Here is a 26,563-nt window from a genome sequence, read left to right on the forward strand (position 1 = left end):
ATGTTGGCTCACTGGACGATTGTTCCCGTACAACATGAACAATGGGTGTCCGGTGGTGAAACAATTACGTGCCGTTACGGCAGCAGGATGACCTTGCCGGTGGTTTTGCGAGCCTGCAGGTCCGCGTGGGCCTGCCCGGCGTCGGCCAGCGAATACCGCTCCCCGATGCGCGCGGCCAGCCTTCCCTCGGCCACCGCGTTGAACACCTCCGCCGAGCGCCAGCGGCGCTCCTTGGCGTTGAGCAGGTAGTGGCCCAGGGTGGGCCGGGTGACAAACAGCGAACCGCCGGAATTCAGGCGCTGCAGGTCCAGTGGCGGCACCTGTCCCGACGCCCCGCCAAAGAGCACCAGGGTGCCCCGGATGCGCAGCGACGCCAGGGAGCCGTCAAAGGTGTCCTTCCCGACGCCGTCGAACACCACATCCACGCCGTCGCCGTCGGTGAGCTCCCGGACAGCGTCGGCAAAGCCGTCATAACGCAGCACGTCATGCGCGCCGGCCACGCGGGACAGCTCTTCCTTCTCGTCCGTGGACACCGTGGTGATGACCCGGGCGCCGCGATCCTTGAGCATTTGCGTGAGCAGCAGGCCCACGCCGCCGGCGCCCGCATGCACCAGCACGTTTTGCCCGGGCTCCACGTGATAGGCCGAATTCATCAGGTAATGGGCCGTCATGCCCTGCAACGGCAGCGCCGCGGCAATGTCCAGCGGCACGGCGGCCGGCACCGGCAGCGCCACCTCCGCCCGGATCAGCGTGTATTCGGCGTAGGCACCCGAACCCTCGGCCGTGGCAACCTGGTCTCCCACGGCAAAGCCGTGCACTCCGGGGCCGACCTCCACCACGGTGCCCGCAGCCTCGGAGCCGGGCGTGAACGGGAAGGGGACCTTGTACGTGCCGTCCCGCTGGTAGGTTTCAATGAAGTTCACGCCCACGGCGGCCACCTTGACCAGCAGCTCACCACGCCCTGCAACGGGCCGCTCAACCTCGCGCAACACCAGTACCTCGGGCCCGCCGGGGGCAACGGCGACGATGGCTCGGCTTGGCTCGCTCATGGTGTTCTCCACTTCTCGATCGATGCGTACGTTCGCAGGCGCCGGGCTGGGAACGGCCCGAGTCTGCCTCCATCATAGGGCCGGATAATAGGGAAAACAGGGTGTCTGAATAAATATCGGTGACAATGAATATTTCTGCTGTATAGTCGTGCTATGACAATTTCTGTAGCCGTCTCCGGTGCCAGTGGATATGCCGGGGGAGAGGTGCTGCGCCTGCTGGCCAGCCACCCGGATGTGACGATTGGGGCCATCACGGCCCACAGCAATGCCGGCTCCCGCCTGGGAGACCTCCAGCCGCACCTGCATGCGTTGGCGGACCGGATCCTCGAGGAGACCACGGTGGAAAACCTGGCCGGACACGACGTCGTGTTCCTGGCCCTGCCGCACGGCGCCTCGGCCGAGATCGCCGCCCAGCTGCCGGCGGACACCCTCGTGATCGACGCCGGCGCCGACCACCGGCTGGAGGACTCCGCCGCGTGGGAAAAGTTCTACGGCTCACCCCACGCCGGCACCTGGCCTTACGGGCTGCCCGAACTTCCCGGCGCGCGTGCCCTGTTGAAGGGCGCCAAGCGGATCGCCGTGCCCGGCTGCTACCCGACCAGCTCGCTGCTGGCCCTGCAGCCCGGCTTCAGCGCCGGTGCCCTGCTGCCCGACGACGTCGTCATCGTCGCGGCGTCCGGCACCTCCGGGGCGGGCAAGGCCGCCAAGGTCAACCTGATCGGCTCCGAGGTCATGGGCTCCATGAACCCGTACGGGGTGGGCGGCGGGCACCGCCACACACCCGAAATCCAGCAGGGGCTCTCCAACGCCTCCGGCCTGGACGTGCGTGTCTCATTCACGCCCACGCTGGCCCCCATGAGCCGGGGCATCCTCGCCACGGCCACGGCCAAGGTGTCGGCGGAGATTGCCGCGCTGGCCGATCCCGGCGCGGCCCTGCGCCAGATCTGGGTGGATGCCTACGCGGATGAACCGTTTGTCCACGTGCTCCCCGAGGGTCAGTGGCCGACCACCAAATCCGTGGTGGGCTCCAACTATGCGGCCCTGCAACTGGCGTACGACCCCAACGTCAACCGCGTGATCGTATGCGCGGCCATCGACAACCTCACCAAAGGCACCGCCGGCGGCGCCGTCCAATCCATGAACATCGCCCTGGGCCTGCCCGAAACCGCAGGCCTGACCTTCCAAGGAGTAGCACCATGAGCGTGACATCCGCACAAGGCTTCCGGGCCTCCGGCGTAACCGCCGGGTTGAAGGCCTCCGGCAACCCGGACCTGGCCCTGGTCATCAACGACGGCCCGCAACGCAGCGCCGCCGCCGTTTTCACCAGCAACCGGGTTGCCGCGGCCCCCGTTCACTGGTCCCGCCAGGTCCTCAGCGACGGCCGGGTCGACGCCGTCGTCCTGAACTCCGGCGGCGCCAACGCCTGCACGGGCCCCGAGGGCTTCCAAAACACGCACACCACGGCCGAGAAGGTGGCCGACGTCCTGGGGATCTCCGCCACCGACGTCGCCGTCTGCTCCACCGGGCTGATCGGTGAGCAGCTCCCCATGGAGAAGATCCTGCCCGGCATCGAGGCGGCCGCGGCAGCCTTGGCGCACGACGGCGGGGCTGGTGCGGCTACCGCCATCATGACCACCGACACCGTCGCCAAGCAGGCGTCCTGGACGTCGGCGCCCAACAACGACGGCGCGACTTACACGATCGGCGGCATGGCCAAGGGTGCCGGCATGCTCGCCCCCGGGCTCGCCACCATGCTGGTGGTCATCACGACCGACGCCGAGGTGGAAGCCGAAGGCCTCGACGCCGCCCTGCGCGACGCCGTGCGGGTCACCTTCAACCGGGCCGACTCCGACGGTTGCATGTCCACCAACGACACCGTGCTGCTGCTCGCCTCCGGCGCCTCCTCCGTGTTCCCGGACATGGACGAGTTCATTGCCGGACTGACCGAGGTCTGTGCAACCCTGGCCCGCGGCCTGATCGCCGACGCCGAAGGTGCCAACCACGACATCGCCATCACCACCGTCAACGCGGACAGTGAGCGCGACGCCGAAATCGTCTCCCGCTCCGTGGCCCGCTCCAACCTGTTCAAGTGCGCCATCTTCGGCAACGACCCCAACTGGGGCCGGGTGCTCTCCTCCGTGGGCACCACCGACGCCGTTTTCGACCCCAACGAGATCAACGTCAGCATCAACGGCGTCCAGATCTGCCGCAAGGGCGGAATCGGCGACTCCCGCGACCTCGTGGACCTCACGGGCCGCGAAGTCACCGTCGAGATCGACCTCCGCGCCGGCGACGCCTCCGCGACGATCTGGACCAACGACCTCACCCACGCGTACGTCGAAGAAAACAGCGCCTACTCCTCGTAATGCGGTGGTCGAGCCTGTCTCCGGTGGTCGAGCCTGTCGAGACCCAGGTGGCCGGCTCACCTCCGGCGCCGGTCCGGCATTTTTCCGTCGACTATCCGACGCCACGGCCGCGGGCGGCCTTAGGCGTCTCCTTTACGTCGACTACTAAAAATGCCGGCCCCGCCGCCTCCCTCGGTGAGCCGGACGGCGGAGGATCCGGGGTTTCCGTAGGCCGCGTCAGGGAGGCCGAGGCCGCCCGCGGCCGATTGGCCGGAAAGCGGCCGAGGGAATCCCGGTCCGCAGCCGGGAGGCGACACCAGCACGAACGAGAATCGAACTGAAGGAAGACATGATGAATTCGGTGGAAACCGCGCAGGACAAGGCCGCGTCGCTGATTGAGGCGTTGCCGTGGATCCAGCAATTTGCCGGCACCGTGGTGGTGGTCAAATACGGCGGCAACGCCATGATCAACGACGAGCTGCGCCGCGCCTTCGCCGAGGACATCGTGTTCATGCACCATGTGGGCATCAAGCCCGTTGTGGTGCACGGCGGCGGGCCGCAGATCAACTCGATGCTCAAGCGCCTGGACATCCAGAGCGAGTTCAAGGGCGGGCTGCGCGTCACCACGCCGGAGGCCATGGACGTGGTCCGGATGGTCCTGACCGGCCAGGTGGGGCGTGAACTCGTGGGCCTGATCAACTCCCACGGAGCCTACGCCGTGGGCCTGTCCGGCGAGGACGGCGCCCTGTTGCAGGCCGAACGCACCGGCACCATCGTGGACGGCCTGCCCGTGGACCTCGGCCTGGTGGGCGAGGTTGTCGGCGTGAACCCCGGCGCCATCCTCGACCTGCTCGAGGCCGGCCGGATCCCCGTCATCTCCACCGTGGCCCCCGAAGTCGGGGACGCCTCAACGGTCCTGAACGTCAACGCCGACACCGCCGCCGCCGCGCTGGCCATCGCGCTGGAGGCCTCCCGCCTGGTCATCCTGACCGACGTCGAGGGCCTGTACGCCAACTGGCCCGACAAGTCATCGCTGCTCACCGAACTGGGCGCCGGCCAGCTGCGCGCCATGCTCCCGTCCCTGGAATCGGGCATGATCCCGAAGATGGGCGCCTGCCTGGCCGCGGTCGACGGCGGCGTGGCCCGGGCCGCCGTCGTCGACGGCCGCAGCGCACACTCGGTATTGCTGGAACTGATGACCACCGCCGGCAACGGCACCCAAATTTTCCCTGACGAAGAGGACGCCTCATGAGCACTGACACTCCCGGGCAGACCCCGGAAACCGCCAACTCCACGGACCTGGCACACGCCAACGCGGCCGCCGTCACCGGCACCGGCACGGGCGCACAGTGGCTGGAACGCTACAGCGATTCCCTCATGGGCGTCTTCGGCAACCCGCAGCGCGTCCTGGTGCGCGGCGCCGGGGCACTCGTGTGGGACGCCGACGGCAAGGAATACCTTGACCTGCTCGGCGGCATCGCCGTCAACGCACTGGGCCACGCCCACCCGTTCGTCACCTCAGTGATCGCCAGCCAGCTGGCCACCCTGGGCCACGTCTCCAACTTCTTCACGAGCCCCACCCAGATTGCCTTGGCGGAAAAGCTGCTGGAACTGAGCCAGGCACCCGCCGGCTCCAAGGTGTTCTTCGCCAACTCCGGCACGGAAGCCAACGAGGCCGCGTTCAAGCTGGCCCGCGCCCACGGCAAGGCCAACCCCGGCACCGGCGGCCGGGCCCGCACCACCATCCTGGCCCTCGAAGGCGCCTTCCATGGCCGCACCATGGGAGCCCTGGCCCTGACCGCCAAGCAGGCCTACCGCGAACCGTTCGAGCCCATGCCCGCCGGCGTGCGCCACCTGCCGTTCAACGACATCGATGCCCTCCGCGACGCCATGGACGACACCGTTGCCGCCCTGGTCATCGAACCCATCCAGGGCGAGGCCGGCGTCCGCCCGCTCTCCGCCGAATACCTGAAGGCCGCCCGCGAGCTCGCCACCCAGGCCGGGGCGCTGCTGATCCTGGACGAGGTCCAGACGGGAGTGGGCCGCACGGGAGACTGGTTCGCCGGTACGGCTGCCGGCATCACCCCGGACGCCATGACGCTGGCCAAGGGCCTGGGCGGCGGATTCCCCATCGGCGCCATGGTCACCTTTGGCGAGGGGCCCTCGCAGCTCCTCTCCGCGGGCCAGCACGGCACCACCTTTGGCGGCAACCCCGTCGCCACGGCCGCCGCACTGGCCACCCTGCACGTGCTTCAGGCCCAGGACGTGCTCGCCAACGTCCGTGCCGTCAGTGCCTTCCTGGCCGAGGGTCTTGCCGCGACCGAGGGCGTCACCGAGGTTCGCGCCCACGGCCTGCTGATCGGCTTCGACCTGGCCCAGCCCGTGGCCGCCGGCGTGGTCAACGCCGGCCTCGAAGCAGGATTCATCGTCAACGCCCCGCGCCCCAACACCATCCGCCTGGCCCCGCCGCTGAACCTGACGGCCGAACAAGCCGCCACCTTCCTGGCGGCCCTGCCGGCACTCATCGCGACGGCCGTTGCCGCCCACACCGCAGAAGGAGCATCCTGATGACCCGGCATTTCCTGGTAGACACCGACCTGAGCCCCGCCGAACAGGCCGAGGTGCTTGACCTCGCCGCCGAACTGAAAAAGGCGCCCTACTCCAGGGCAACCTTCGCCGGCGACGGTGCGGGCCGCAAAACCGTGGCCGTCATCTTCGACAAGACCTCCACCCGGACCAGGGTCTCCTTTGCCGCCGGTGTGGCCGATCTTGGCGGCAACCCGCTGATCATCAACCCCGGCGAGGCGCAGATCGGCCACAAGGAATCCGTGGCGGACACCGCCAAGGTCCTGGAGCGCATGGTCGCCACGATTGTCTGGCGCACCTACGGGCAGGCCGGGCTTGAGGAAATGGCCGCGAATTCTTCGGTGCCCGTCATCAACGCGCTTTCCGACGATTACCACCCGTGCCAGTTGTTGGCGGACCTGCTCACCATCAAGGAGCACAAGGGTGAACTGGCCGGGCTGACCATGACCTACATGGGGGATTCGGCCAACAATATGGCCAACTCCTACCTTCTGGCCGGTGTCACGGCCGGCATGCACGTGCGCATCACCGGCCCCGAGGGCTACCTGCCGGCCGCCGCCGTCGTGGCCGCCGCCGAGGAACGTGCCGCGCTCACGGGCGGATCCGTGCTGGTCACCACCGACGCCGACGCCGCGGTTGCCGGCGCGGACGTGCTGGTCACCGACACCTGGGTGTCCATGGGCCAGGAGGACGAGAAAGCCGCCCGCATGGAACTGTTCAAGGACTACGCCCTCGACGACGCCGCCCTGGCCAAGGCCGACGACGGCGCCATCGTCCTGCACTGCCTGCCGGCCTACCGCGGCTACGAGATTGCCGCCTCCGTGATCGACGGGCCGCAGTCAGTGGTCTGGGACGAGGCCGAGAACCGCCTGCACGCCCAGAAGGCGCTCATGGTGTGGCTCGTGGAAAAGTCGCTCTCGGAAAACGCAGAAGCGGCCGGCGCCCGATCATGAGCAAGGCAACCGGGTCAGGGGCGGGCATGCCCACCACCAAGACCGCCCGCCAGGCCCGCGTGACGGCGCTGCTGACCAGCCGCGCCGTCCGTTCCCAGGCCGAGCTGGCCACCCTGCTGGCCGACGACGGCCTCGTGGTGGGCCAGGCCACGCTGTCCCGCGACCTGGTGGAACTGCGCGCCTTCCGGGTGCGCGGCGAGGACGGCGGCCTGATCTACGCCGTGCCGCGCGAGGGCGGCGAACGCGGCGTCCACTCGCCGTCGTCGCAGGAATTGCTCGACACCCGGCTGGTGCGCCTGTGCGGGGAACTGCTGGTCACGGCCGAGGCGTCCGCGAACATTGCGGTGCTGCGGACCCCGCCGGGTGCGGCGAATTTCCTGGCCCTGGCAATTGACCACTCGGTCATGCCCAGCATCCTGGGTACGATCGCCGGGGACGACACCGTCATGATCATCACCCGGGACCCCCTGGGCGGTGCCGAGGTGGCCGAACGGTTCCTGCAGTTCGCAGCGGAGTCGAGCTCGGCCGGCTGAGTAAAAACGCCCCCACGGGGCGTTGTGAATATTATTTAGCAATAATGCATAAACATGCATTATGCTTTGAAGTAACGTGGACGACACTCGACAAGAGTTCTGTGAAAATAGGGAGAATAACGTGACTGAACGCATTGTATTGGCCTACTCCGGAGGCCTTGACACCTCCGTCGCCATCGGCTGGATCGGTGAAGCCACCGGTGCCGAAGTGATCGCCGTCGCCGTCGACGTCGGACAGGGCGGGGAGTCCCTCGAGGACATCCGCCAGCGCGCCCTCGCCTGCGGCGCCGTCGAGGCCTACGTGGCCGACGCCCGCGACGAGTTCGCCAACGAATACGCCATGCCCACGCTGAAAGCCAACGCGCTGTACCAGGGCCACTACCCGCTGGTATCGGCCATCTCCCGCCCCGTGATCGTCAAGCACCTGGTGAAGGCCGCCCGCGAATTCGGCGCCACCACCGTGGCCCACGGCTGCACCGGCAAGGGCAACGACCAGGTCCGCTTCGAGGTCGGCATCCAGACCCTCGGCCCGGACCTGAAGTGCATCGCCCCGGTCCGCGACCTGGCACTGACCCGCGACAAGGCCATCGCCTTCGCCGAGGCCAAGGGCCTGCCCATCGAGACCACCAAGAAGAACCCGTACTCGATCGACCAGAACGTCTGGGGCCGCGCCGTGGAAACCGGCTACCTCGAAGACATCTGGAACGCCCCCACCAAGGACATCTACGACTACACGGCCACCCCGGAATTCCCGCCGGCACCGGACGAGGTCATCATCTCCTTCCACCAGGGCGTCCCCGTCGCGATCGACGGCGTCAAGGTTTCCCCGCTGCAGGCCATCCAGGAACTGAACCGCCGCGCCGGCGCGCAGGGCGTGGGCCGGATCGACGTCGTCGAGGACCGCCTCGTGGGCATCAAGAGCCGCGAAATCTACGAAGCCCCGGGCGCCATGGCCCTGATTACCGCCCACAAGCACCTCGAGGACATCACGGTCGAGCGCGAGCAGGCCCGCTTCAAGGCCACGGTCAGCCAGCGCTGGGCCGAGCTGGTCTACGACGGACAGTGGTTCTCCCCGCTGAAGCGTTCACTCGACGCGTTCATCGAGGACACCCAGAAGTACGTCTCCGGCGACATCCGCATGACCCTGCACGGTGGTGCGGCCATCGTCAACGGCCGCCGCTCCGAGACGTCCCTCTACGACTTCGATCTCGCCACCTACGACACCGGCGACACCTTCGACCAGTCGCAGGCCAAGGGCTTCATCGAGCTGTGGGGCATGTCCTCCAAGGTGGCCTCCACCCGCGACCAGCGCGCCGCAGGCAACTAACCATGACGCACGGTACCAACGAGGGCGCGCTCTGGGGCGGCCGTTTCCAGGGCGGTCCCGCCGACGCCCTGGCCGCCTTGAGCAAGTCCACGCACTTTGACTGGCGCCTGGCCCTGTACGACATTGCCGGTTCCAAGGCGCACGCCCGCGTGCTGAACACGGCCGGCCTGCTCGACGCCGCCGAGCTCACCGGCATGCTGGCGGCCCTGGACGAGCTGGAGGCGGACGTGAAGTCGGGCGCGTACGGCCCGGCCGAGTCCGACGAGGACGTGCACGGTTCGCTGGAGCGCGGCCTGATCGAGCGCGCCGGCACCGCCCTGGGCGGCAAGCTGCGGGCCGGACGGTCCCGCAACGACCAGATCGCCACCCTGGGCCGGATGTATCTGCGCGACCACGCCCGGATCATCGCCGGCGGAGTCCTCTCCGTGGTCGACGCCCTCGTGGCCCAGGCGAAGGCACACCACGGCGTGGCCATGCCGGGACGCACGCACCTCCAGCATGCGCAGCCGGTGCTGCTCAGCCACCACCTGCTGGCCCATGCCTGGGCGTTGCTGCGCGACGTGCAGCGCCTGGTCGACTGGGACAAGCGCGCGGCGGTTTCGCCGTACGGTTCCGGCGCCCTGGCGGGTTCCTCGCTGGGCCTTGACCCGAACGCCGTCGCCGCCGATCTCGGCTTCGACTCGGCAGCGTGGAACTCGATCGACGGCACCGCCTCCCGCGATGTCTTTGCCGAGTTCGCCTGGGTTTCGGCCATGATCGGCGTGGACCTGTCCCGCATTTCCGAAGAGGTCATCCTGTGGGCCACGAAGGAATTCTCCTTCGTTACCCTGCACGATTCCTACTCCACGGGCTCCTCCATCATGCCGCAGAAGAAGAACCCCGACGTGGCGGAGCTGGCCCGCGGCAAGGCCGGGCGCCTCATTGGTGACCTGACCGGTTTGCTGGCCACGCTCAAGGGCCTGCCGCTGGCATACAACCGTGACCTGCAGGAGGACAAGGAACCCGTCTTTGACGCGGCCGACACCCTCGAACTGCTGCTCCCGGCCGTGTCCGGCATGATGGCCACGCTGGTCTTCAACACCGAGCGCATGGAGGCGCTGGCCCCGCAGGGCTTCGCACTGGCCACGGACATCGCCGAATGGCTGGTCCGCCAGGGCGTGCCGTTCCGCGACGCCCACGAGCTCTCCGGTGCCGCCGTCAAGGTGGCCGAGGCCCGCGGCGTGGAGCTGTGGGACCTCACGGATGCCGAGTATGCGGGCATTTCCGCGCACCTCACCCCCGAGGTCCGCAGCGTGCTGAGCACCAACGGCTCGCTGAACAGCCGCAACGCCCAGGGCGGCACCGCGCCGTCCGCGGTCCTGGCCCAGCTGGCAGCGCTTGAAACGCAGCTCGAGCAGGTTCGCGGTTTCCGGCCCTGACGCCGTCGAGCCTGGCAAAATGCCCACATCCTCCCCGGATGTGGGCATTTTGGTTCCCTCGGCGTTTACGGGGCGGCTACTGTGAGTGCATGACTGATATCACCAACGAGGCGCTGATGAAGAACCTCGGCACCGCCGCCGACGTGCTCAGCAACAAGATTGCCGGCCTGAGCGACGACGACGTCCGCGCCGCCACCGAACTGCCGGGCTGGACCCGCGGGCACGTGCTGGCGCACGTCACCAACGTCTGCAATGCCATGGGCCGGCAGATTGAATACACCCTGCGCGGGGAAACCGTCGAGTTCTACGACGGCGGCATGGGCGGGCGCACCCAGGCGATCGAGATGGCCGCCGGCCACTCCGCCGCCGAGCACCGGGCAGACCTCGACGCCGCCCTTTCGCGCGTGCTGACGGTCCTCTCCGGACTGACCGCGGAGCAGTGGCAACTGCCCATCTCCTACCGCGACGGCGTGGTGCGCGACGGTGCGCTGGCGCTGTGGCGTGAACTGGTCATCCACCTGGCCGATTTGAACCTGGGGCGCGGGCCGGAGACCTGGTCCAAGGAATTCTGCTTCTACCTGATCGACTTCCTGACTGCCAGGGTGCCGGCGAACACGCGGCTGAAGCTGCTGCCGCTGGCCCTGCCGCCCATGACCGTCGGTGGTGGCGAAAATGCCGTGTCGATCTCCGGCATGCTGACCGACATTGCCGCCTGGCTGGCCGGTCGCACACCGACCATGGGCAGCCTGCGGGCCGAGGCCGCCGCCGATTCGGTGGCGCTGCCCACCCTGCTGCCGTGGCCCTCCGCCATGGCGAAATAGTCCGCCGGTGGTCGAGCTTGTCGAGACCCGCGCGGGGTCTCGACAAGCTCGACCACCGCACTTCCTGTACGTTCGATCAACAGGTAAGCGCACGTAAGACGTGTGTAAGCCGGGTGTAAGCGGCGCCGGGAAGACTTGATACCAAGAAGCACGGAAACCTTGTATAGCAAAGGAACCGATCATGGTATCGACATCCCGACCCACCGAGCTGGCCATCGAGGCCCACGGTCTGGTCAAACTCTTTGGCACCAACCGTGCCGTCGACGGCGTTGACCTCGCCGTCAAGACCGGCACCGTCTACGGCGTGCTGGGGCCCAACGGCGCCGGCAAGACCACCACAATCTCCATGCTGGCAACCCTGCTGCGCCCGGACGCCGGGGACGCGAGGATCTTTGGCTTCGACGTCCGCTCCGAGGCGCAGATCGTCCGCCAGCTCATCGGCGTCACCGGCCAGTACGCATCGGTGGATGAAAACCTGAGCGCCACCGAAAACCTTGTGCTGTTCTCGAAGCTGTTGGGCTTGAAGGGCTCGGCACCGAAGCGCAAGGCCGCCGAACTCCTCGAGGAATTCGGCCTGACGGAGGCTGCCAAGCGGCCATTGAAGAACTTCTCCGGCGGCATGCGCCGGCGGCTGGACCTGGCCGCGAGCCTGATCGCCCAGCCGCCGCTGATCTTCCTGGACGAACCCACCACGGGCCTGGATCCGCGCACCCGCGGCCAGATGTGGGACACCATCCGGCGCCTGGTGTCCGGCGGCTCAACGGTCCTGCTCACCACCCAGTACCTGGACGAGGCGGACCAGCTCGCGGACCGCGTGGCCGTCATCGACAAAGGCCGCGTCGTGGCCGAAGGCACCAGCGACGAGCTGAAGTCCTCGGTGGGCACCGCCGCCCTGCAGCTGCGGCTCGTCAACGGCGCCGATATCCCGGCGGCCCGCGAACTCATCCGGACCACGCTCGGCGTGGAATCCGCAGTCACGCCCGAAGCCGCCCGGCTGACCGCCCCCATGCAACACGCGGATCTCGTCACGGACCTGCTCGTGGCCCTGCGCCGCGACGGGATTGCCGTCCAGGAAATCTCCGTCCAGCAACCCACCCTTGATGAGGTGTTCCTGACCCTGACCGGCCACGACACCGGTGCGGCCGAAAACGATGCCGCCACACCCGAATTGGAGACCGCGCGATGAGCACAGTAACCCCAGCCCTCTTGAACAACACCGGCTCCCTGCGCAACTACGTGGGGCCCCGGCAGATCATCGAAAACACGCTCACCATGGCGTGGCGCGGCCTGCTGAAAATCAAGCGCACCCCCGAACAACTCATCGACGTCACCGTCCAGCCCATCTTGTTCACGCTCATGTTCGCCTACATCTTCGGCGGCGCCATCTCCGGCAACGTCGCGCAATACCTGCCGCTCATGATCCCGGGCATCCTGGTCCAGACCGTCATCACCACCTCCATGGTGACCGGCGTGCAGCTGCGCGAGGACATGGACAAGGGCGTCTTCGACAGGTTCAAGTCCCTGCCGATCGCCCGGATCGCCCCATTGGCCGGGGCCCTGCTAACGGACACCCTCCGCTACGCCATCGCGATCACCCTGACTTTCACCACCGGCTGGATCATGGGCTACCACCCTGCCGGCGGCTTCGGCAACGTGGTCCTGGCCGGACTGCTCGTCATGTTCTGTGCCTGGTCGGTCAGCTGGATCTGGGCGTTCTTCGGCGTCATCGCCCGCAGCGCCTCCAGCGTCCAGGGCATGAGCATGATCATCTTGTTCCCGCTGACGTTCCTGTCCAACGCGTTCGTCCCGGCCGACAGCCTGCCGTCCTGGCTGCGCGCCTTCTCCAACGTCAACCCCGTCTCCCACGTGGTGACGGCCGTGCGCGACCTCGCCAACAACGGCCAGATCGGCATGGCGGCGGTCTGGGCCGTAGTCGGCGCCGTGGTCATCGTGGCCATCTTCGCCCCGCTGACAGTCCGCGCCTACATGCGCAAGGCCTAAAGGCCCCGCAGCGCCGGGTCGCTCAAGAGCATCAACAATCGTTCGGTGGCTTGCGCCTTGTCCCTGACAAGGCCGGCCACCGAACTTTTTGCGTCCGCCAGGGCGTTTGCCCCGTGGAGTTCCGCGGCGGCGTCCTCGTGCCGGCGTCGGAGCAGCACGCCCTCGTCCTGGCGGCTCGCCAGGACTCCGGACATCGCGAGAAGTTCAAGTCCGACGACGGCGCGCCGGGTCCCGGGCCCGGCCAACTGCGTGTGCCACGCACCGACAGCCAGGGCGCAGGTGCCCAGGACGGGCCGGTCCACGATGGTCGGCGCCATCCGTACGGTGGTGATGCCGGAGTGGCGCAGCCGTTTGGCGGCCCGTGCCACTCCGGCATCCGCGGGCGCCCCGGGGCTGAACAACAGCTCGGCACAAATCTGTGCGGCCGCGGCGATCAGTCCCATGGGGCCTTCGTTGAGGCGGCTTTGCGTCGGCTTTCCGAGGGAACGGTACACCCGCAGCCCCTCGCCGGCGTCGCCCGCGGCGAAGGCCGTTTCGGCAAGGGCGGCGGTTTCCATCATGAGCAGATCGGACTGGAATTCGGCCACGGGCGGCATGGTCTTGACGGCGTCCAGGGCGGCCCGGGCCTGCGCCACCTGTCCCAGGGTGGCGTGGTTCAGTGCCAGCGTCAGGGTGGCGGTGCGAACGTCGGGATCGGCGCCCACCATCACGAGGCGGTCGATGGCCCGCTGCGCCCAGAGCAGGGCGGCTTCGGGATGCCCGCTCTGACTGTGCAGCTGCGCGGCGTTGTCGGCGGCCGAGCCCGCAGCCCAGGTATCCTGCAATTTTTCGGACAGCACGTACGAGCTTTCGGCGAAGCCGATGGCCAGCAGCGGCTCGCCGCTGTTCTCGGCCCACAGCCCGCTGAACAGCATGGCCAGGGCCGCCACCTCCTCGTCCGGATCCCGGCGCAGCTGCGCCAGCAGCGCCATGACCTTCGGTTCGTTGCCGGCCACGAGGATCAGCCGGAGCATGACGTCCAGCCGCGGGGAGAGCGCAAGCCCGGAGCGTTGGATCCGGCGCAGGCGGGCGCGGGAGACGGCGCCCTTGCGGAGGTTGAAGATCATGGTGGTCACACCGATGACGGCCAGCGAGAACACGGCGGCGTCAATTGTGCGCGGCTCGGGCTCGTACTCCGCGGTGGCGGCAATGATCTGCTCGGCCAGGGTGAAAACCTCCCCATGCATGCCGCGTTGGGACCAGTAGCTGGAGAGCGAACCGAAGATCGCGTACACCGTTCCTGCGCTCGACGGGCCACCACCCTCCACGGCCATCGCGAGGCGCAGCACGTGGAGCAGGTTTTCCTGTTCGGCCGTGATCATCCGGATCGTCTCCAGCTGCGTGGGCCCGGCATTGTGCGCCAGCGCCCACAGCGAAAATTCCACCGCCCAGGCCGTCATGGCCCGTTCAACGGCGGCTTCCTCGTCCGCCGCCGCGAGCCGAAGCGCGGCGAACTCACGCACCGTCTCCAACATCCGGAAACGCACAAACCCCGTGGCGGGATCGTCCTCGGCCAGGACCAGCGACTGGTTGATCAGCGCCTCCACGGCCGCCTCGACGGCCGCGGCGGACAACGTGCCGCCATCGGCGCCGGGAATGGCCCCGGCCGTGTCCCGTGCAGCGGCGAGGGAGAATCCGCTGGGGAAACGGGAGAGCCGGCGCATGACGGCCTGCTCGTCGGCGGCCAGCAGGTTCCAGCTCCACTCGATCACGGCCGTCAGCGTGCGGTGCCTGTCCGGCGCCGACCTGTCGGTGTTCACCAGCAGGTCAAAACGGCTGGCGAGCCGGCGCTCAATCTCCTCAACGCTCATGAGCCGCACCTTTGCGGCGGCCAGTTCCAGGGCCAGCGGCAAGCCGTCCAGGTGACGGCACAGCCGGCGCACCACGGCGTCGTCAAGATGGACGCTGCCGCGAGCAGCGAGCGCCCTCTCCCGGAAAAGGGCGACGGCGGCCGGCAGTTCCGCCGATGCCTCGCCGTCGGTGGCCAGCGGCTGGAGCTGGAAAATGCGTTCACCGGCAATGTTCAGCGGGGCCCGGCTGGTGGTCAGCACGTCAACGACGGCGCAGGCGCCGAGGATCTCGGTGATGACGGCCGCGGCCTGCTCCACGAGGTGCTCGCAATTGTCCATGACGAGCAATGCGGGCGATTCGGCGAGCCGGTTCAGGGTGCGGGCGCGCAGATCGTGCATCTGCAGGGTGCCCTGGAGGTTCCGGATGGTACGGGCCTCCCGGATGCCTGCGCCCTCGGCCAGGGCCAGCCACATGTCCTCGGGGGTGCGGATGCCCGCCAACTCCACCACGATGACGGACGCCAGGGAACCCCCGGCTTTCCGGTTTGCCAGCTCAAGGGCCATGCGCGTCTTGCCCAGACCGCCAACGCCCAGAATGGTAGTGAGCCGGCCGGTGCCCATGAGCGCCTCGACGCCGGCGATGTCGCCCGCACGGCCAAGGAGCTCGTTGGGTGCGGCGCGCAGGCCAAAGGAGTACGGCGACGGGTTGCGAGGGGAAGCCGCCGTTGCGTGGGCGGCGACCGGGGATCCGGCGTCGTCGGTGGCCTTCAACAAGCGGGCGTGGAGCTGGGCCAGGGCGGGGGAGGGATCGGTGCCAAGCTCCCGCCGGAGCCTGCGGCGGAGGGTGTCGAATGCCAGCAACGCTGCGTTGGATTGGCCGCCTGCACGCAACGCCTCCAGATACTCCACCTGCAGCGGTTCATCCAGCGGCGTCGCCTCGGCCAGGCGCCCCAGCAGCTCGGCGGCCGCCGCATGGTCGCCGGTGCCGGCCAGGGCCTGGGCGTGCAAGCGGTTCAGTGCGGTGCGTTGGTGGCCGGCGCGTTGCAGGAAGTCCGCCAGGGCCGGCGAGTCCGCCGTCCCTGCGGCCGGATCGCCGGCGCTCAGCTCGCCGGCAGTGGCCAGCAGCGCCAGGGCCCGGGCCGGTGTGGACAATTCGGCGCGGGCCTCGTCAAGGAGGGCGTCAACGGCCCAAAAATCGATCTCCGCCGGCTCAATGCCCAGGGCGTAGCCAGTATCCGTGGACATGATCAGGCCGTGCCACTGGCTCGTGCGGATCCGCGAAATCATGGTGTGCAGGGCGGTGGCGGCGCTGGCTGGCGCATCCAGGCCCCACACCTCCTCGATGAGGGTGCCGGAGCTGACGGGCCGCCCGTGGGCCAGGGCCAGTGCCAGGATCAAAGCCCTCGCGCGGGGCCCGGGGAGGGCATTGCGTCCGAGCGTCACGCCGCCAAAAAGGCGCAGGCCGGGCTCGGGTGCACAAACGGAATTCACTCCATTGATGCTACCCGCCGGCGGGCCCGGAACCGGTCGCCTTGGCTGATCAGGACCACGCCGGCAACCACCACGCAACCGCCGGCCAATTCGCTGATGACGGGAATCTCGCCGAGCCAGAAAAAGGAGATCAACACGGCCACGGGAGGAACCAGGTAGAGCAGGGACGTCGACGCGGAGACGCTCAGCCGGCCCACGGTAAAGCCCCACAGCACAAACCCCAGAGCCGACGGGAACAAGCCAAGGTAGATGGCCGCAAGCCAGGCCGGAGCGTCGGCCGCAAAAACCGTGTCCACCCCAAACGGGACAAACGGCAACGTCATGACGGTGCCGAAGACCATGCCGTACGTGGCCACCTCCATGCCGGTGTACTTGCGCAGCAGCGGCTTGGTCAGCGGATGGTAGATGCCCTGGACCACCATGGCCGCCACGACGATCCAGACGGCGGCGCTCATGCTCAGCCCGCTCCTGGCCAGGCAGACAAGTGCGACGCCGGCAACGGCCAGGACGCTGCCGGCCACCTTGGCCCTCGTGAGGCGTTCCTTGAAGAAGTAGGCGGCGATGCCGGCGCTGACCAGCGGGGCCGACGCCACGATGATGCTCGACGTTCCGGCCGGCACATACAGTTCACCCCAGTTCAGGAGCAGCTGGTAGGCCGTCATGCCAAAGAACGCGCAGACAAGGATGAGCGGGAGGTCGCGGGCTTGCGGGAGCCGGACCTTCATCAGGGGAGCCAGCGCCAGCAAGGCAAGCGCGGCAACCACCAGGCGCACAAAGGACAAGCCGATGACGCCCAGTTCGGGGGAGGCGACCCGGATGGCCGGGAAGGCGCTGGCCCAGAGTGCCACGACGGCCAATCCGCTGAGCAGGGGTGCCGCGGAACCGGTGTTTGTTGCCACGGGAACTCCTTCAACGTCGAATAGCTATCTTGAAGATAGTAACATTGTGGGTGAACGGTCAGCAGGAATCGACGCGAAGGGACCAGCGTGGCACTGAGATCGGACTGGACGGGACTGGCCTGCCCCATTGCGCGCAGCCTTGATGTGCTGGGGGACCCGTGGGTCGTGTTGATCCTGCGCGAGGTGTTCGCGGGCAACCGGCGCTTTGAACCGTTGAAGCAGGAGCTGGGGATCGCCGACACGGTGCTCAGCACCCGCCTGGCTGCCCTGGTGGAGCACGGACTGCTCACCAAGAGGCCCTATGCCGGCACGGCCCGCCCGCGCATGGAGTATGTGATGACGGAGAAGGGGCTGGACACCCTGCCCGTGCTCCACGCCCTGGGAGTGTGGGGCCGCAACCACACGGCGCCGCCTGTGGAGGGGCCCACCCTGCGCATTTACTGCCTGGTGTGCGGCAACGAATCGGTGCAGGCCGACTGGTGCGTGGACTGTGCCCGCCCGCTCACGGCGCGGACCACGGGTTGGCGCCGGTCGCGTGCCCCGGAAACCCTGCTTGAGCTGGGCGAGCTGGCACGCTAGGGAAGGCGCCCGGGGCGGCACATCGGAACTATTTCTCGCCGGCCACACGCCAAAAGTGCAAGGTGGCGTAGGAACGCCAGGGCCGCAGCGGTTCGGCCATCCTGGCCAGCTCCGGGGCCTTGATGGTGCGCGCCTCGGCCGGTGAATCGCCGCGCAGCTTTCCATAGCCGTTGCGGACGGCGGCGTCGGTGGGCAGGAACACGTCCGGGCTGCCCAGGACGCGCATGCACACGTACCCCACGGTCCACGGGCCGATCCCCGGCAGCGGCAGCAGTTTCGCGGCCAACGATTCCGGGGTGTCCGCCCGGCCCACCTCCAGGGTGCCGGCGGCGAGCAGCCCGGCTACGGCCAGGATGGAATCGGTGCGCCGTTGCGGTCCGCGCAGGATCCCGCGCCCGCCGTCGGCGATCTGGGCGGGCGACGGGAACAGTGTGGTGAGGGAGCCGTGGGGCAGCCGGCTGGGGGTGCTCAGCGCCGTCAGCTGGTTCAGCGCGGTCCGGGCCGCGGCAACGGTGATTTGCTGGCCGATCATGGCCCGGATGAGGATCTCGTGCGCGTCCACGCAACCGGGCAGTCGGATCCCCGGCAATTCGCCCACCCGGCGGGCCAAGACAGGGTTGGCGGACAGGGCTGCGTCGATGATGGACGGGTCGTGGTCGAGGTTGAACAACTGCCGAACCCGGGCCACCAGTGCAGGGGCGTCGGCGGGGTCCTCGACGTCGAAGTCGAGTTGCAGCGTTGCGCCGTCCCACACCAGGTGGAACCAGCCGTGCCCGCCGGGCAGCGCCAGCGTCCGCGCATAGCCGGCGGAATCGGCCTCCTCCACTCCCGCCACGGCACGGGCGGCCAGGAAATCAAAGATTCCGGGTTCAAAAGGGGGCGTGAAGTCCAGGGTGATCGCCATGAAAACATCCTCCCATGCCCCCAGCAAGGGTATTGCCCGGCCCTGCTAGCGTGGTGTCATGGGCCGCCAGATGGACATCCTGGAACTCTTGCAGCGCCCGGCCACCGAGGTCGCGCCGTACCTGTTGGGCGCGCTGGTGCGCCATGAGGGCGACGAGGGGGCCGTCGTCGTCCGCCTGAGCGAGGTGGAGGCCTACCTGGGCCCGGCGGATTCGCCGGATCCGGACCCCGGCGCCCACAGCTACCGCGGCAAGACCAACCGCAACGCGGTCCTGTTTGGCCCGCCCGGGCACCTGTATGTGTATTTCACCTACGGCATGCACTATTGCGCCAACCTTGTCTGCCGGCCGGAGGGGACGCCCTCGGGGTGCTTGATGCGCGCCGGCGAGATCGTGGAAGGCCTGGAGCTGGCACGCTCCCGCCGGCCCACCGCCCGGCGCGACGCCGAACTTGCCCAGGGCCCGGCAAGGCTCGCCAAGGCCATGGGGCTGGGACGGGAGCACAACGGCATTCCGGCGCTGCGCGGCGAGGTCACCGTGACGCTTCCGGACCGGCTGGAACCGTCTGTCATGACGGGCCCGCGGGTGGGCATCAGCGGACCGGGTGGCACCGAGCAGTACCCGTGGCGGTTTTGGATTGCCGGGGACCCCACGGTCTCCAGGTTCAAGCCGGGAGTGCTGCGTTCTGCGCGTCGGCCCGCACCAGCTGCTCCGAAAGCTCAATGAGCTCGGTCACCTCCGGCAGCAGGTCCGCCGGGGTGAGCCGATGCACCAGTCCGGAACGGGCCGAGGGCCATTCGTGCTCCAGGATGGAGTACACGCCGGTGTCCACGCGGGAGCCGTCGTGGCCGCGCCGGTAACCGCGCAGCACACCCTCCAGACTCGCGCCGAGCTTGACGATCGCGGCGGCACTGCGCGTGTTGCGCACATCGCAGCGCAACGTCACCCGGTGCACCATGAGCTCCTCGAAGGCGAAGCCCAGCAGGGCAAGCTTTGACGCGGCGTTGACGTTCCGGCCCCAGTAGTTCCGGCCAAAGAAGGTCATCCCCAGCTCAACCCGTGACTGGTCCGGGACATAGTCGTACAGGCTCGTGGTCCCGGCGACGGTGCCGGTCTCCTCGTCGATCACGGCAAAGGCAATGACGGCCGGGTCGACGATCCGGGCGGCAAACAACCGCTCCAGGGCGCGTTTGGACGTGGGGCGTTCCGAGGCCATGCCGGCCCACATGTCTACATCGATGTAGGTGAACAAATCTGCCGCGTGACGACGCCGTAGCGGCACAAGCCGGACACCATGCCCGGGAAGTGAAATGTTGTGTTGCACGGAGAATATATAAGCACCTTTTTACCCATCGCAAAACCCCGTCCAAAGGTGCCTGTAGCGTTGTAGGGTGAACGAGACATTTCAAGCCCCCGCCAGCCCCTCCCAGCCCCAGCCCGCAAGCCCCGAAAATCCTGATGTTTCCGCGGTTGTTGAACGGTTGTGCGCCACCATTGAGGACTACCCGTCGAAGGGAATTGTTTTCAAAGATTTAACCCCCGTTTTTGCCGACGGAGCGGCCCTGCGCCAGGTGGTCGATGCCCTGGTGGCACCGTTCGCCGGAAAGTTCGACGCCGTGGCCGGCGTTGAAGCCCGCGGCTTCCTCCTGGCGGCCGCCGCGGCCTATGCCACGGGCACCGGCGTCATCACGGTCCGCAAGGCCGGAAAACTGCCCCGCGCCGTGTTCTCGGAGAGCTATGCGCTGGAGTACGGCGAAGCCACCTTGGAGCTCCACCAGGGTGACGTCCCGGCCGGCACCCGCGTGCTGATCCTCGACGACGTCCTGGCCACCGGCGGCACGCTCGGCGCCGCCGCGGCACTGTTGGAGCGCACCGGCGCCGTCGTCGCCGGGATCGGCGTGGTCCTGGAAATCGATGCACTGCCCGGACGGAACAATCTTCCCGGCCACGAGGTTGTATCCCTGTTGCACGTGTAGTGACGGCGGCGGTCGCGGCCGGAACCGCCCGTCGGATGCGCGGGTATAGAATAGACGGTCCGCCTTTTGTACAAGGAGCCTTGCATGTATGACGCCGAATTGGCCCACGAACGTTCCTATGTTGATGGCTTGTATGCCCGCCTGGATGAACTCCGTGCCGAGAAGATCGAGCAGCTGGGGGAGGTGCGGCGCACCAAGTCCATGGGCACGCACCAAAACCGCTCCGAACGCGACGCCTTTGCCTCGCTGTATGAAAACCGCCTGGCCCAGCTGAACGCCGTCGACGACAAGCTCGTCTTTGGCCGGCTGGACCTGGACTCCGGGGAAGAGCGCTACATTGGCCGCATCGGCCTGTCTACGGAGGACCTGCGCCAGCTCATGGTGGATTGGCGCGCCCCGGAAGCCGGCACGTTCTACCAGTCCACCGCCTTCGAGCGGCTGGGCGTGCGCCGCCGCCGGCACCTGATTTTGCAGGGGCGCGCCGTCAAGGCCATCGAGGACGACGTCCTGGACCACACCATGCTCGTGGAAGGCGAACACCTGCAGGGTGAAGGGGCGTTGCTGGCGGCCCTGAATTCCAAGCGCACCGGCCGCATGAGCGACATCGTGGGCACCATCCAGGCCGAACAGGACAGGATCATCCGGTCCCCCCTGAGCGGAGCCCTGGTGGTGCAGGGCGGTCCCGGCACGGGAAAGACCGCCGTGGCCCTGCACCGCGCCGCCTACCTGCTCTACACGCACCGCGAACGGCTGCAGTCCGCCGGCGTCCTGCTCGTGGGCCCCTCCAGCGCGTTCATGAAGTACATCGAGCGCGTGCTGCCCTCTCTGGGCGAGACCGGCGTCGTCATGGCCAGCCTGGGCCACCTGCTGCCCGGCGTCACCGCCACCGCCGTCGAGGCTCCCGAGGTCGCCCGGATCAAGGGCCGCCTGGATATGGCGCAGGTCGTCGCGAACGCCGTCGCCAACCGTCAGCGGCTGCCCCGCGGCGATGCCCGGCTCGACGTCGAGGGCACCCGCCTGGTGCTCACCTCCCGCCAGGTGCGCCGCGCCAGGGACAAGGCCCGGGCCACGGGCAAACCCCACAACGAGGCCCGCCTGACGTTCGTCAAGACCCTGCTCCGGGAGCTGACGGACCAGCTGCGCGAGCACATCGAATCGACGGGCGCCGGCAACACCGCCGACAGGTCGTACCTGGCCGAGGACGTGCGCGGCTCCCGCGACGTGCGGGTCATGCTCAACCTGTGCTGGATGCCCATGAGCCCGCAAAAACTGCTGCGCGACCTGTTCAGCAAGCCCGAGATCCTTGCCGCGGTGGCCCCCCACCTCAGCGACGCCGAACGCGCCCTGCTGCTGCGCCCGGCCAACTCGCCCTGGACCGAATCCGATGTCCCGCTGCTGGACGAGGCCGCCGAACTCCTCGGCGAGCTCGACGCAAGCGGCGGCCGGGCCCAGGCCACCGAGGACGCCCAGCGCAAGCGTGACCTCGCCAATGCCGAAAAAGCCATCTCCAACATGAACCAGCAGTTGGAGGACTCCGGGGTCGACGGCATTCTCACGGCCGAACAGCTGGCCGACTACAACGTCATCGAGGAGGAATCCCTCACCAACGCGGAGCGGGCACTGACCGACAGGACCTGGGCATACGGCCACGTGGTGGTCGATGAGGCGCAGGAACTCTCGCCCATGCAGTGGCGGCTCTTGGTGCGCCGCTGCCCCGTGAAGTCCTTCACGATCGTGGGCGACATCGCCCAGACCAGTTCCGCGGCAGGGGCCACATCCTGGCGGCAGGCGCTGACGCCGTTCATGGGGGAGCGGTGGGCGTTGGAGGAACTGACCGTCAACTACCGCACGCCCACACAGATCGCCGAGGCCGCCGTGCGCATGGCGAACGCCGCCGGCCAGGTGGTTTCGGCCCCCAAGGCCGTGCGCGACGGCGAATGGGCGCCCATCGTGGACAGGGTCGCCCCGGGCGGCCTGGTCTCCCGGGTGGTGGAGGTCATGGCGGAGGAGTCCGCCGCGGTGTCTGGCGGCCTGGTGGCGGTAATTGCCCCGCCGTCCCTCGTGGCCGAAACGGCGGCCGCCCTCCGTGCCGTCTTTGGCGCCAGGGTGGGCCACGGCGCCGGGTCCGTGGAGCAGAACATCGTGGTGATCGACCCGCACGAGTCCAAGGGGCTCGAGTTCGACGGCGTTGTCATCGTGGAGCCCGCGGCCCTGTTGGCCGGCGCCGGCGGGCGGGTGGGCGACCTCTACGTCGCCATGACCCGGCCCACGCAGCGCCTCCGCCTGATCGCCTCGGAGCCGCTGCCGGCGGGAATCGAAGCGTAGGCAAAGGTGTAAGAACCTGGCTCGGGGCACGCCGGCAGCACCACGGCGGGCCCCGGGCCGGACACAAGGCGGAAGAATCGGCGTCGTGCTGGTAATTTTGGAGCGTGTCTTTGCAAACTGAACTCAGCGCCCCCCAGAACGATCCCAGCTTCGCCAATGTTTGGCAGGAGCTCAAGTGGCGGGGCCTGGTCCAGGTCTCCACCGACGAGGCAGCCCTCGAGGAGCTGCTCGCCGGTGAGCCGATCACGTATTACTGCGGTTTTGACCCCACCGCCCCCAGCCTGCACCTGGGCAACCTGGTCCAACTGCTGACCATGCGCCGCATGCAGCTGGCCGGCCACAAGCCGCTGGGCCTGGTGGGCGGCTCCACCGGCCTGGTGGGGGACCCCCGTCCGACGGCGGAACGCACCATGAACTCCAAGGAGACGGTTGCGGAGTGGGTTGGCTACCTGCAGGGCCAGGTGCAGCGCTTCCTGTCCTTTGAAGGGGACAACGCCGCCCGCATGGTCAACAACCTTGACTGGACCGCGCCCATGAGCGCCATCGACTTCCTGCGCGACATTGGCAAGTACTTCCGGGTCGGCACCATGATCAAGAAGGATATTGTTGCCTCCCGCCTGAATTCGGACGAGGGCATCAGCTACGCCGAGTTCAGCTACCAGATCCTGCAGGGCCTGGACTACCTGGAGCTGTACCGCCAGTACGGTTGCGTGCTCCAGCAGGGCGGCTCCGACCAGTGGGGGAACCTGACCAGCGGCACAGAGCTGATCCGCAAGGTCGAGGGCGCCTCCGTCCACGCGCTGGGCACCCCGCTGATCACCAACTCCGACGGCACCAAGTTCGGCAAGAGCGAGGGCAACGCGATCTGGCTCGACGCCGCCATGTGCAGCCCGTTCGACATGTACCAGTTCTGGCTCAACACGGCCGACGCCGACGTGGTGGACCGCCTCAAGGTGTTTACCTTCCTTGGCAGCGAGGAAATCGCCGCGATTGCCCAGGCCGTGGCCGAGAAGCCGCAGGCCCGTGAAGGCCAGCGGACTCTCGCCTTCCAGGTCACCTCCCTGGTGCACGGCGTGGACACCACCTTGAAGGTCATCGCGGCTTCGGCGGCACTGTTTGGCCAGGGCGACCTCGCTGAACTGGATATTGAGACGCTGGAATCGGCCACCCGCGAATTGCCGCGCGCAGCCGCACCGGCCGCCGGCATCACCATTGTGGAGCTGTTGGTCGCCTCGGGCCTGTCCGCCAGCAATTCGGCCGCCCGCCGCACGGTGGGGGAGGGCGGGGCCTACGTCAACAACGTCAAGGTCACCGACCCCGACGCCGTCCTTGGCGGCACCGAGGCGCTGCACGGCAAGTACCTGCTGGTGCGCCGCGGAAAGCGTACCTTGTCCATGGTGGAACTGGCCGGCTGATCCCCTGGTGGTGGTTGGGCTTGCCGAAACCACCGGGCCCACGCCCGCACCGTGACATAGATGCCCGTCCCCGATTTGCCTTGGGGGCGGGCATCTGTGTATTGTTCTATCTGTTGCTTGCGCAACGCTGGGCCACTCCGCTTGCGGGGAAGCGCCCACCACCTCGCAAGAAGCCAAATCCAAACAAACTAAAATGAATACAATCGACTCTTCGATTTGAATTCAATTTGATTGAAAATACGGGTTTGTGGAATTCATGAAGTGACCAGCCACACACGGTGCGGATTGGACAAAGTGAATTCCAATGAAATAAAGTATGAATATCGCAGCGACGAAAACTAAGTGAGAAAAACATTTAGGAATTACTCGGATGCAGTTGTTGTTTGAGAACTCAATAGTGTGCCAAGTTTTATTGATACCAATTTATTGTATTGAATTGGTTATTTGGTTGGTTGTTGCCGCCCCTGTGGTGATGACTGGCCGTTTAGCTGGTTTCGAATTTAGTGCATGACTTCATCATCTTTTTCCGGTGTGTTGTTGTGTGTCTGTTTAGTTATTAACGGAGAGTTTGATCCTGGCTCAGGATGAACGCTGGCGGCGTGCTTAACACATGCAAGTCGAACGATGAACCGACGCTTGCGTCGGGGATTAGTGGCGAACGGGTGAGTAACACGTGAGTAACCTGCCCTTAACTCTGGGATAAGCCTGGGAAACTGGGTCTAATACTGGATATTGACTTTTCACCGCATGGTGGTTGGTTGAAAGATTTATTGGTTTTGGATGGACTCGCGGCCTATCAGCTTGTTGGTGAGGTAATGGCTCACCAAGGCGACGACGGGTAGCCGGCCTGAGAGGGTGACCGGCCACACTGGGACTGAGACACGGCCCAGACTCCTACGGGAGGCAGCAGTGGGGAATATTGCACAATGGGCGAAAGCCTGATGCAGCGACGCCGCGTGAGGGATGACGGCCTTCGGGTTGTAAACCTCTTTCAGTAGGGAACAAGGCCAGTGTTTAGTTGGTTGAGGGTACCTGCAGAAGAAGCGCCGGCTAACTACGTGCCAGCAGCCGCGGTAATACGTAGGGCGCAAGCGTTATCCGGAATTATTGGGCGTAAAGAGCTCGTAGGCGGTTTGTCGCGTCTGCCGTGAAAGTCCGGGGCTCAACTCCGGATCTGCGGTGGGTACGGGCAGACTAGAGTGATGTAGGGGAGACTGGAATTCCTGGTGTAGCGGTGAAATGCGCAGATATCAGGAGGAACACCGATGGCGAAGGCAGGTCTCTGGGCATTAACTGACGCTGAGGAGCGAAAGCATGGGGAGCGAACAGGATTAGATACCCTGGTAGTCCATGCCGTAAACGTTGGGCACTAGGTGTGGGGGACATTCCACGTTTTCCGCGCCGTAGCTAACGCATTAAGTGCCCCGCCTGGGGAGTACGGCCGCAAGGCTAAAACTCAAAGGAATTGACGGGGGCCCGCACAAGCGGCGGAGCATGCGGATTAATTCGATGCAACGCGAAGAACCTTACCAAGGCTTGACATAAACCGGAAACACCTAGAAATAGGTGCCCCACTTGTGGTCGGTTTACAGGTGGTGCATGGTTGTCGTCAGCTCGTGTCGTGAGATGTTGGGTTAAGTCCCGCAACGAGCGCAACCCTCGTTCCATGTTGCCAGCACGTAGTGGTGGGGACTCATGGGAGACTGCCGGGGTCAACTCGGAGGAAGGTGAGGACGACGTCAAATCATCATGCCCCTTATGTCTTGGGCTTCACGCATGCTACAATGGCCGGTACAATGGGTTGCGATACTGTGAGGTGGAGCTAATCCCAAAAAGCCGGTCTCAGTTCGGATTGGGGTCTGCAACTCGACCCCATGAAGTCGGAGTCGCTAGTAATCGCAGATCAGCAACGCTGCGGTGAATACGTTCCCGGGCCTTGTACACACCGCCCGTCAAGTCACGAAAGTTGGTAACACCCGAAGCCCATGGCCCAACCCGCAAGGGAGGGAGTGGTCGAAGGTGGGACTGGCGATTGGGACTAAGTCGTAACAAGGTAGCCGTACCGGAAGGTGCGGCTGGATCACCTCCTTTCTAAGGAGCACCAAACACCACGA

Annotated in this window: 21 protein-coding genes and 1 rRNA gene; 17 read left to right on the forward strand and 5 right to left on the reverse strand. The window is 67.0% G+C overall.

Annotated elements, in window-relative coordinates:
* Positions 1-74: 74 nt before the first annotated feature.
* Entirely contained in the window at positions 75-1,049 is a 975-nt protein-coding gene (locus AL755_RS07680; RefSeq protein ID WP_054010501.1) for a quinone oxidoreductase family protein, read from the reverse strand.
* Between the two features lie 153 nt (positions 1,050-1,202).
* On the opposite strand from AL755_RS07680, the gene argC reads away from it, so the two are divergent.
* The 11 genes from argC to AL755_RS07735 all read left to right on the forward strand — a co-directional run bounded on the left by argC (position 1,203) and on the right by AL755_RS07735 (position 13,033).
* Entirely contained in the window at positions 1,203-2,249 is a 1,047-nt protein-coding gene (gene argC / locus AL755_RS07685) for an N-acetyl-gamma-glutamyl-phosphate reductase (protein WP_054010502.1), read from the forward strand.
* Positions 2,246-3,415, forward strand: a complete 1,170-nt coding sequence (argJ, locus tag AL755_RS07690; RefSeq protein WP_054010503.1) for a bifunctional glutamate N-acetyltransferase/amino-acid acetyltransferase ArgJ — start codon at positions 2,246-2,248, stop codon at positions 3,413-3,415. The genes argC and argJ overlap by 4 nt, the downstream gene beginning before the upstream one ends.
* A 331-nt stretch (positions 3,416-3,746) precedes the next feature.
* Positions 3,747-4,646 carry an acetylglutamate kinase gene (gene argB, locus AL755_RS07695; RefSeq protein ID WP_054012933.1) on the forward strand — a complete coding sequence of 300 codons (900 nt, stop codon included), beginning with the start codon at positions 3,747-3,749 and terminating at the stop codon, positions 4,644-4,646.
* Positions 4,643-5,962 (forward strand): acetylornithine transaminase, encoded by a 1,320-nt coding sequence (locus tag AL755_RS07700; RefSeq protein ID WP_082369004.1) that lies wholly within the window; start codon positions 4,643-4,645, stop codon positions 5,960-5,962. The genes argB and AL755_RS07700 overlap by 4 nt, the downstream gene beginning before the upstream one ends.
* Entirely contained in the window at positions 5,962-6,933 is a 972-nt protein-coding gene (argF, locus tag AL755_RS07705) for an ornithine carbamoyltransferase (protein ID WP_054010504.1), read from the forward strand. Before AL755_RS07700 ends, argF begins: the two co-directional genes overlap by 1 nt.
* Positions 6,930-7,466 (forward strand): arginine repressor, encoded by a 537-nt coding sequence (locus AL755_RS07710; protein ID WP_054010505.1) that lies wholly within the window; start codon positions 6,930-6,932, stop codon positions 7,464-7,466. Before argF ends, AL755_RS07710 begins: the two co-directional genes overlap by 4 nt.
* 121 nt (positions 7,467-7,587) lie before the next feature.
* Entirely contained in the window at positions 7,588-8,793 is a 1,206-nt protein-coding gene (locus AL755_RS07715) for an argininosuccinate synthase (protein ID WP_054010506.1), read from the forward strand.
* Positions 8,794-8,795: 2 nt separating this feature from the next.
* Positions 8,796-10,211 carry an argininosuccinate lyase gene (gene argH / locus AL755_RS07720; RefSeq protein ID WP_054010507.1) on the forward strand — a complete coding sequence of 472 codons (1,416 nt, stop codon included), beginning with the start codon at positions 8,796-8,798 and terminating at the stop codon, positions 10,209-10,211.
* 89 nt (positions 10,212-10,300) lie between these two features.
* The gene (locus AL755_RS07725; protein WP_054010508.1) at positions 10,301-11,032 is read left to right on the forward strand and encodes a maleylpyruvate isomerase family mycothiol-dependent enzyme; all 732 of its coding nucleotides are present in this window, start codon (positions 10,301-10,303) and stop codon (positions 11,030-11,032) included.
* Between the two features lie 181 nt (positions 11,033-11,213).
* Complete coding sequence (locus AL755_RS07730; protein WP_054010509.1) at positions 11,214-12,218, forward strand: ATP-binding cassette domain-containing protein; 1,005 nt, start codon at positions 11,214-11,216, stop codon at positions 12,216-12,218.
* Positions 12,215-13,033 (forward strand): ABC transporter permease, encoded by an 819-nt coding sequence (locus tag AL755_RS07735; protein ID WP_082369005.1) that lies wholly within the window; start codon positions 12,215-12,217, stop codon positions 13,031-13,033. Before AL755_RS07730 ends, AL755_RS07735 begins: the two co-directional genes overlap by 4 nt.
* On the opposite strand, the gene AL755_RS07740 is transcribed toward AL755_RS07735, so the two are convergent.
* Together AL755_RS07740 and AL755_RS07745 are read right to left on the reverse strand one after the other, a co-directional pair.
* On the reverse strand, positions 13,030-16,353 hold the full coding sequence (locus AL755_RS07740; protein ID WP_054010511.1) for an ATP-binding protein: 3,324 nt from the start codon (positions 16,351-16,353) through the stop codon (positions 13,030-13,032). The two genes, AL755_RS07735 and AL755_RS07740, sit on opposite strands and share 4 nt — an antisense overlap.
* A complete protein-coding gene (locus tag AL755_RS07745) occupies positions 16,350-17,252 on the reverse strand; it encodes a DMT family transporter (RefSeq protein WP_054010512.1) in 903 nt (300 codons plus the stop codon). The genes AL755_RS07740 and AL755_RS07745 overlap by 4 nt, the downstream gene beginning before the upstream one ends.
* A gap of 87 nt (positions 17,253-17,339) precedes the next feature.
* Here AL755_RS07745 and AL755_RS07750 point away from each other — a divergent pair, with 87 nt between their 5' ends.
* Positions 17,340-17,831 (forward strand): winged helix-turn-helix transcriptional regulator, encoded by a 492-nt coding sequence (locus AL755_RS07750; protein WP_054010513.1) that lies wholly within the window; start codon positions 17,340-17,342, stop codon positions 17,829-17,831.
* A gap of 28 nt (positions 17,832-17,859) precedes the next feature.
* Here AL755_RS07750 and AL755_RS07755 read toward each other — a convergent pair whose 3' ends face one another.
* Positions 17,860-18,735 (reverse strand): DNA-3-methyladenine glycosylase family protein, encoded by an 876-nt coding sequence (locus AL755_RS07755; RefSeq protein WP_054010514.1) that lies wholly within the window; start codon positions 18,733-18,735, stop codon positions 17,860-17,862.
* A 58-nt stretch (positions 18,736-18,793) separates the two neighbouring features.
* Here AL755_RS07755 and AL755_RS07760 point away from each other — a divergent pair, with 58 nt between their 5' ends.
* The gene (locus tag AL755_RS07760; protein ID WP_054010515.1) at positions 18,794-19,459 is read left to right on the forward strand and encodes a DNA-3-methyladenine glycosylase; all 666 of its coding nucleotides are present in this window, start codon (positions 18,794-18,796) and stop codon (positions 19,457-19,459) included.
* On the opposite strand, the gene AL755_RS07765 is transcribed toward AL755_RS07760, so the two are convergent.
* Complete coding sequence (locus tag AL755_RS07765; protein ID WP_082369007.1) at positions 19,398-20,057, reverse strand: GNAT family N-acetyltransferase; 660 nt, start codon at positions 20,055-20,057, stop codon at positions 19,398-19,400. The two genes, AL755_RS07760 and AL755_RS07765, sit on opposite strands and share 62 nt — an antisense overlap.
* A 67-nt stretch (positions 20,058-20,124) precedes the next feature.
* Between AL755_RS07765 and AL755_RS07770 the strand changes: the two genes are divergently transcribed.
* The 4 genes from AL755_RS07770 to AL755_RS07785 all read left to right on the forward strand — a co-directional run bounded on the left by AL755_RS07770 (position 20,125) and on the right by AL755_RS07785 (position 26,540).
* Positions 20,125-20,709, forward strand: a complete 585-nt coding sequence (locus AL755_RS07770) for an adenine phosphoribosyltransferase (RefSeq protein WP_082369008.1) — start codon at positions 20,125-20,127, stop codon at positions 20,707-20,709.
* 84 nt (positions 20,710-20,793) lie between these two features.
* On the forward strand, positions 20,794-23,034 hold the full coding sequence (locus AL755_RS07775; RefSeq protein WP_054010518.1) for a HelD family protein: 2,241 nt from the start codon (positions 20,794-20,796) through the stop codon (positions 23,032-23,034).
* Positions 23,035-23,138: 104 nt separating this feature from the next.
* On the forward strand, positions 23,139-24,449 hold the full coding sequence (gene tyrS, locus AL755_RS07780; protein ID WP_054010519.1) for a tyrosine--tRNA ligase: 1,311 nt from the start codon (positions 23,139-23,141) through the stop codon (positions 24,447-24,449).
* 556 nt (positions 24,450-25,005) lie between these two features.
* Positions 25,006-26,540: ribosomal RNA gene (locus AL755_RS07785) — 16S ribosomal RNA — on the forward strand.
* Positions 26,541-26,563: the final 23 nt, after the last annotated feature.

The sequence above is a fragment of the Arthrobacter sp. ERGS1:01 genome (genome assembly GCF_001281315.1).
Taxonomy (GTDB): domain Bacteria; phylum Actinomycetota; class Actinomycetes; order Actinomycetales; family Micrococcaceae; genus Specibacter.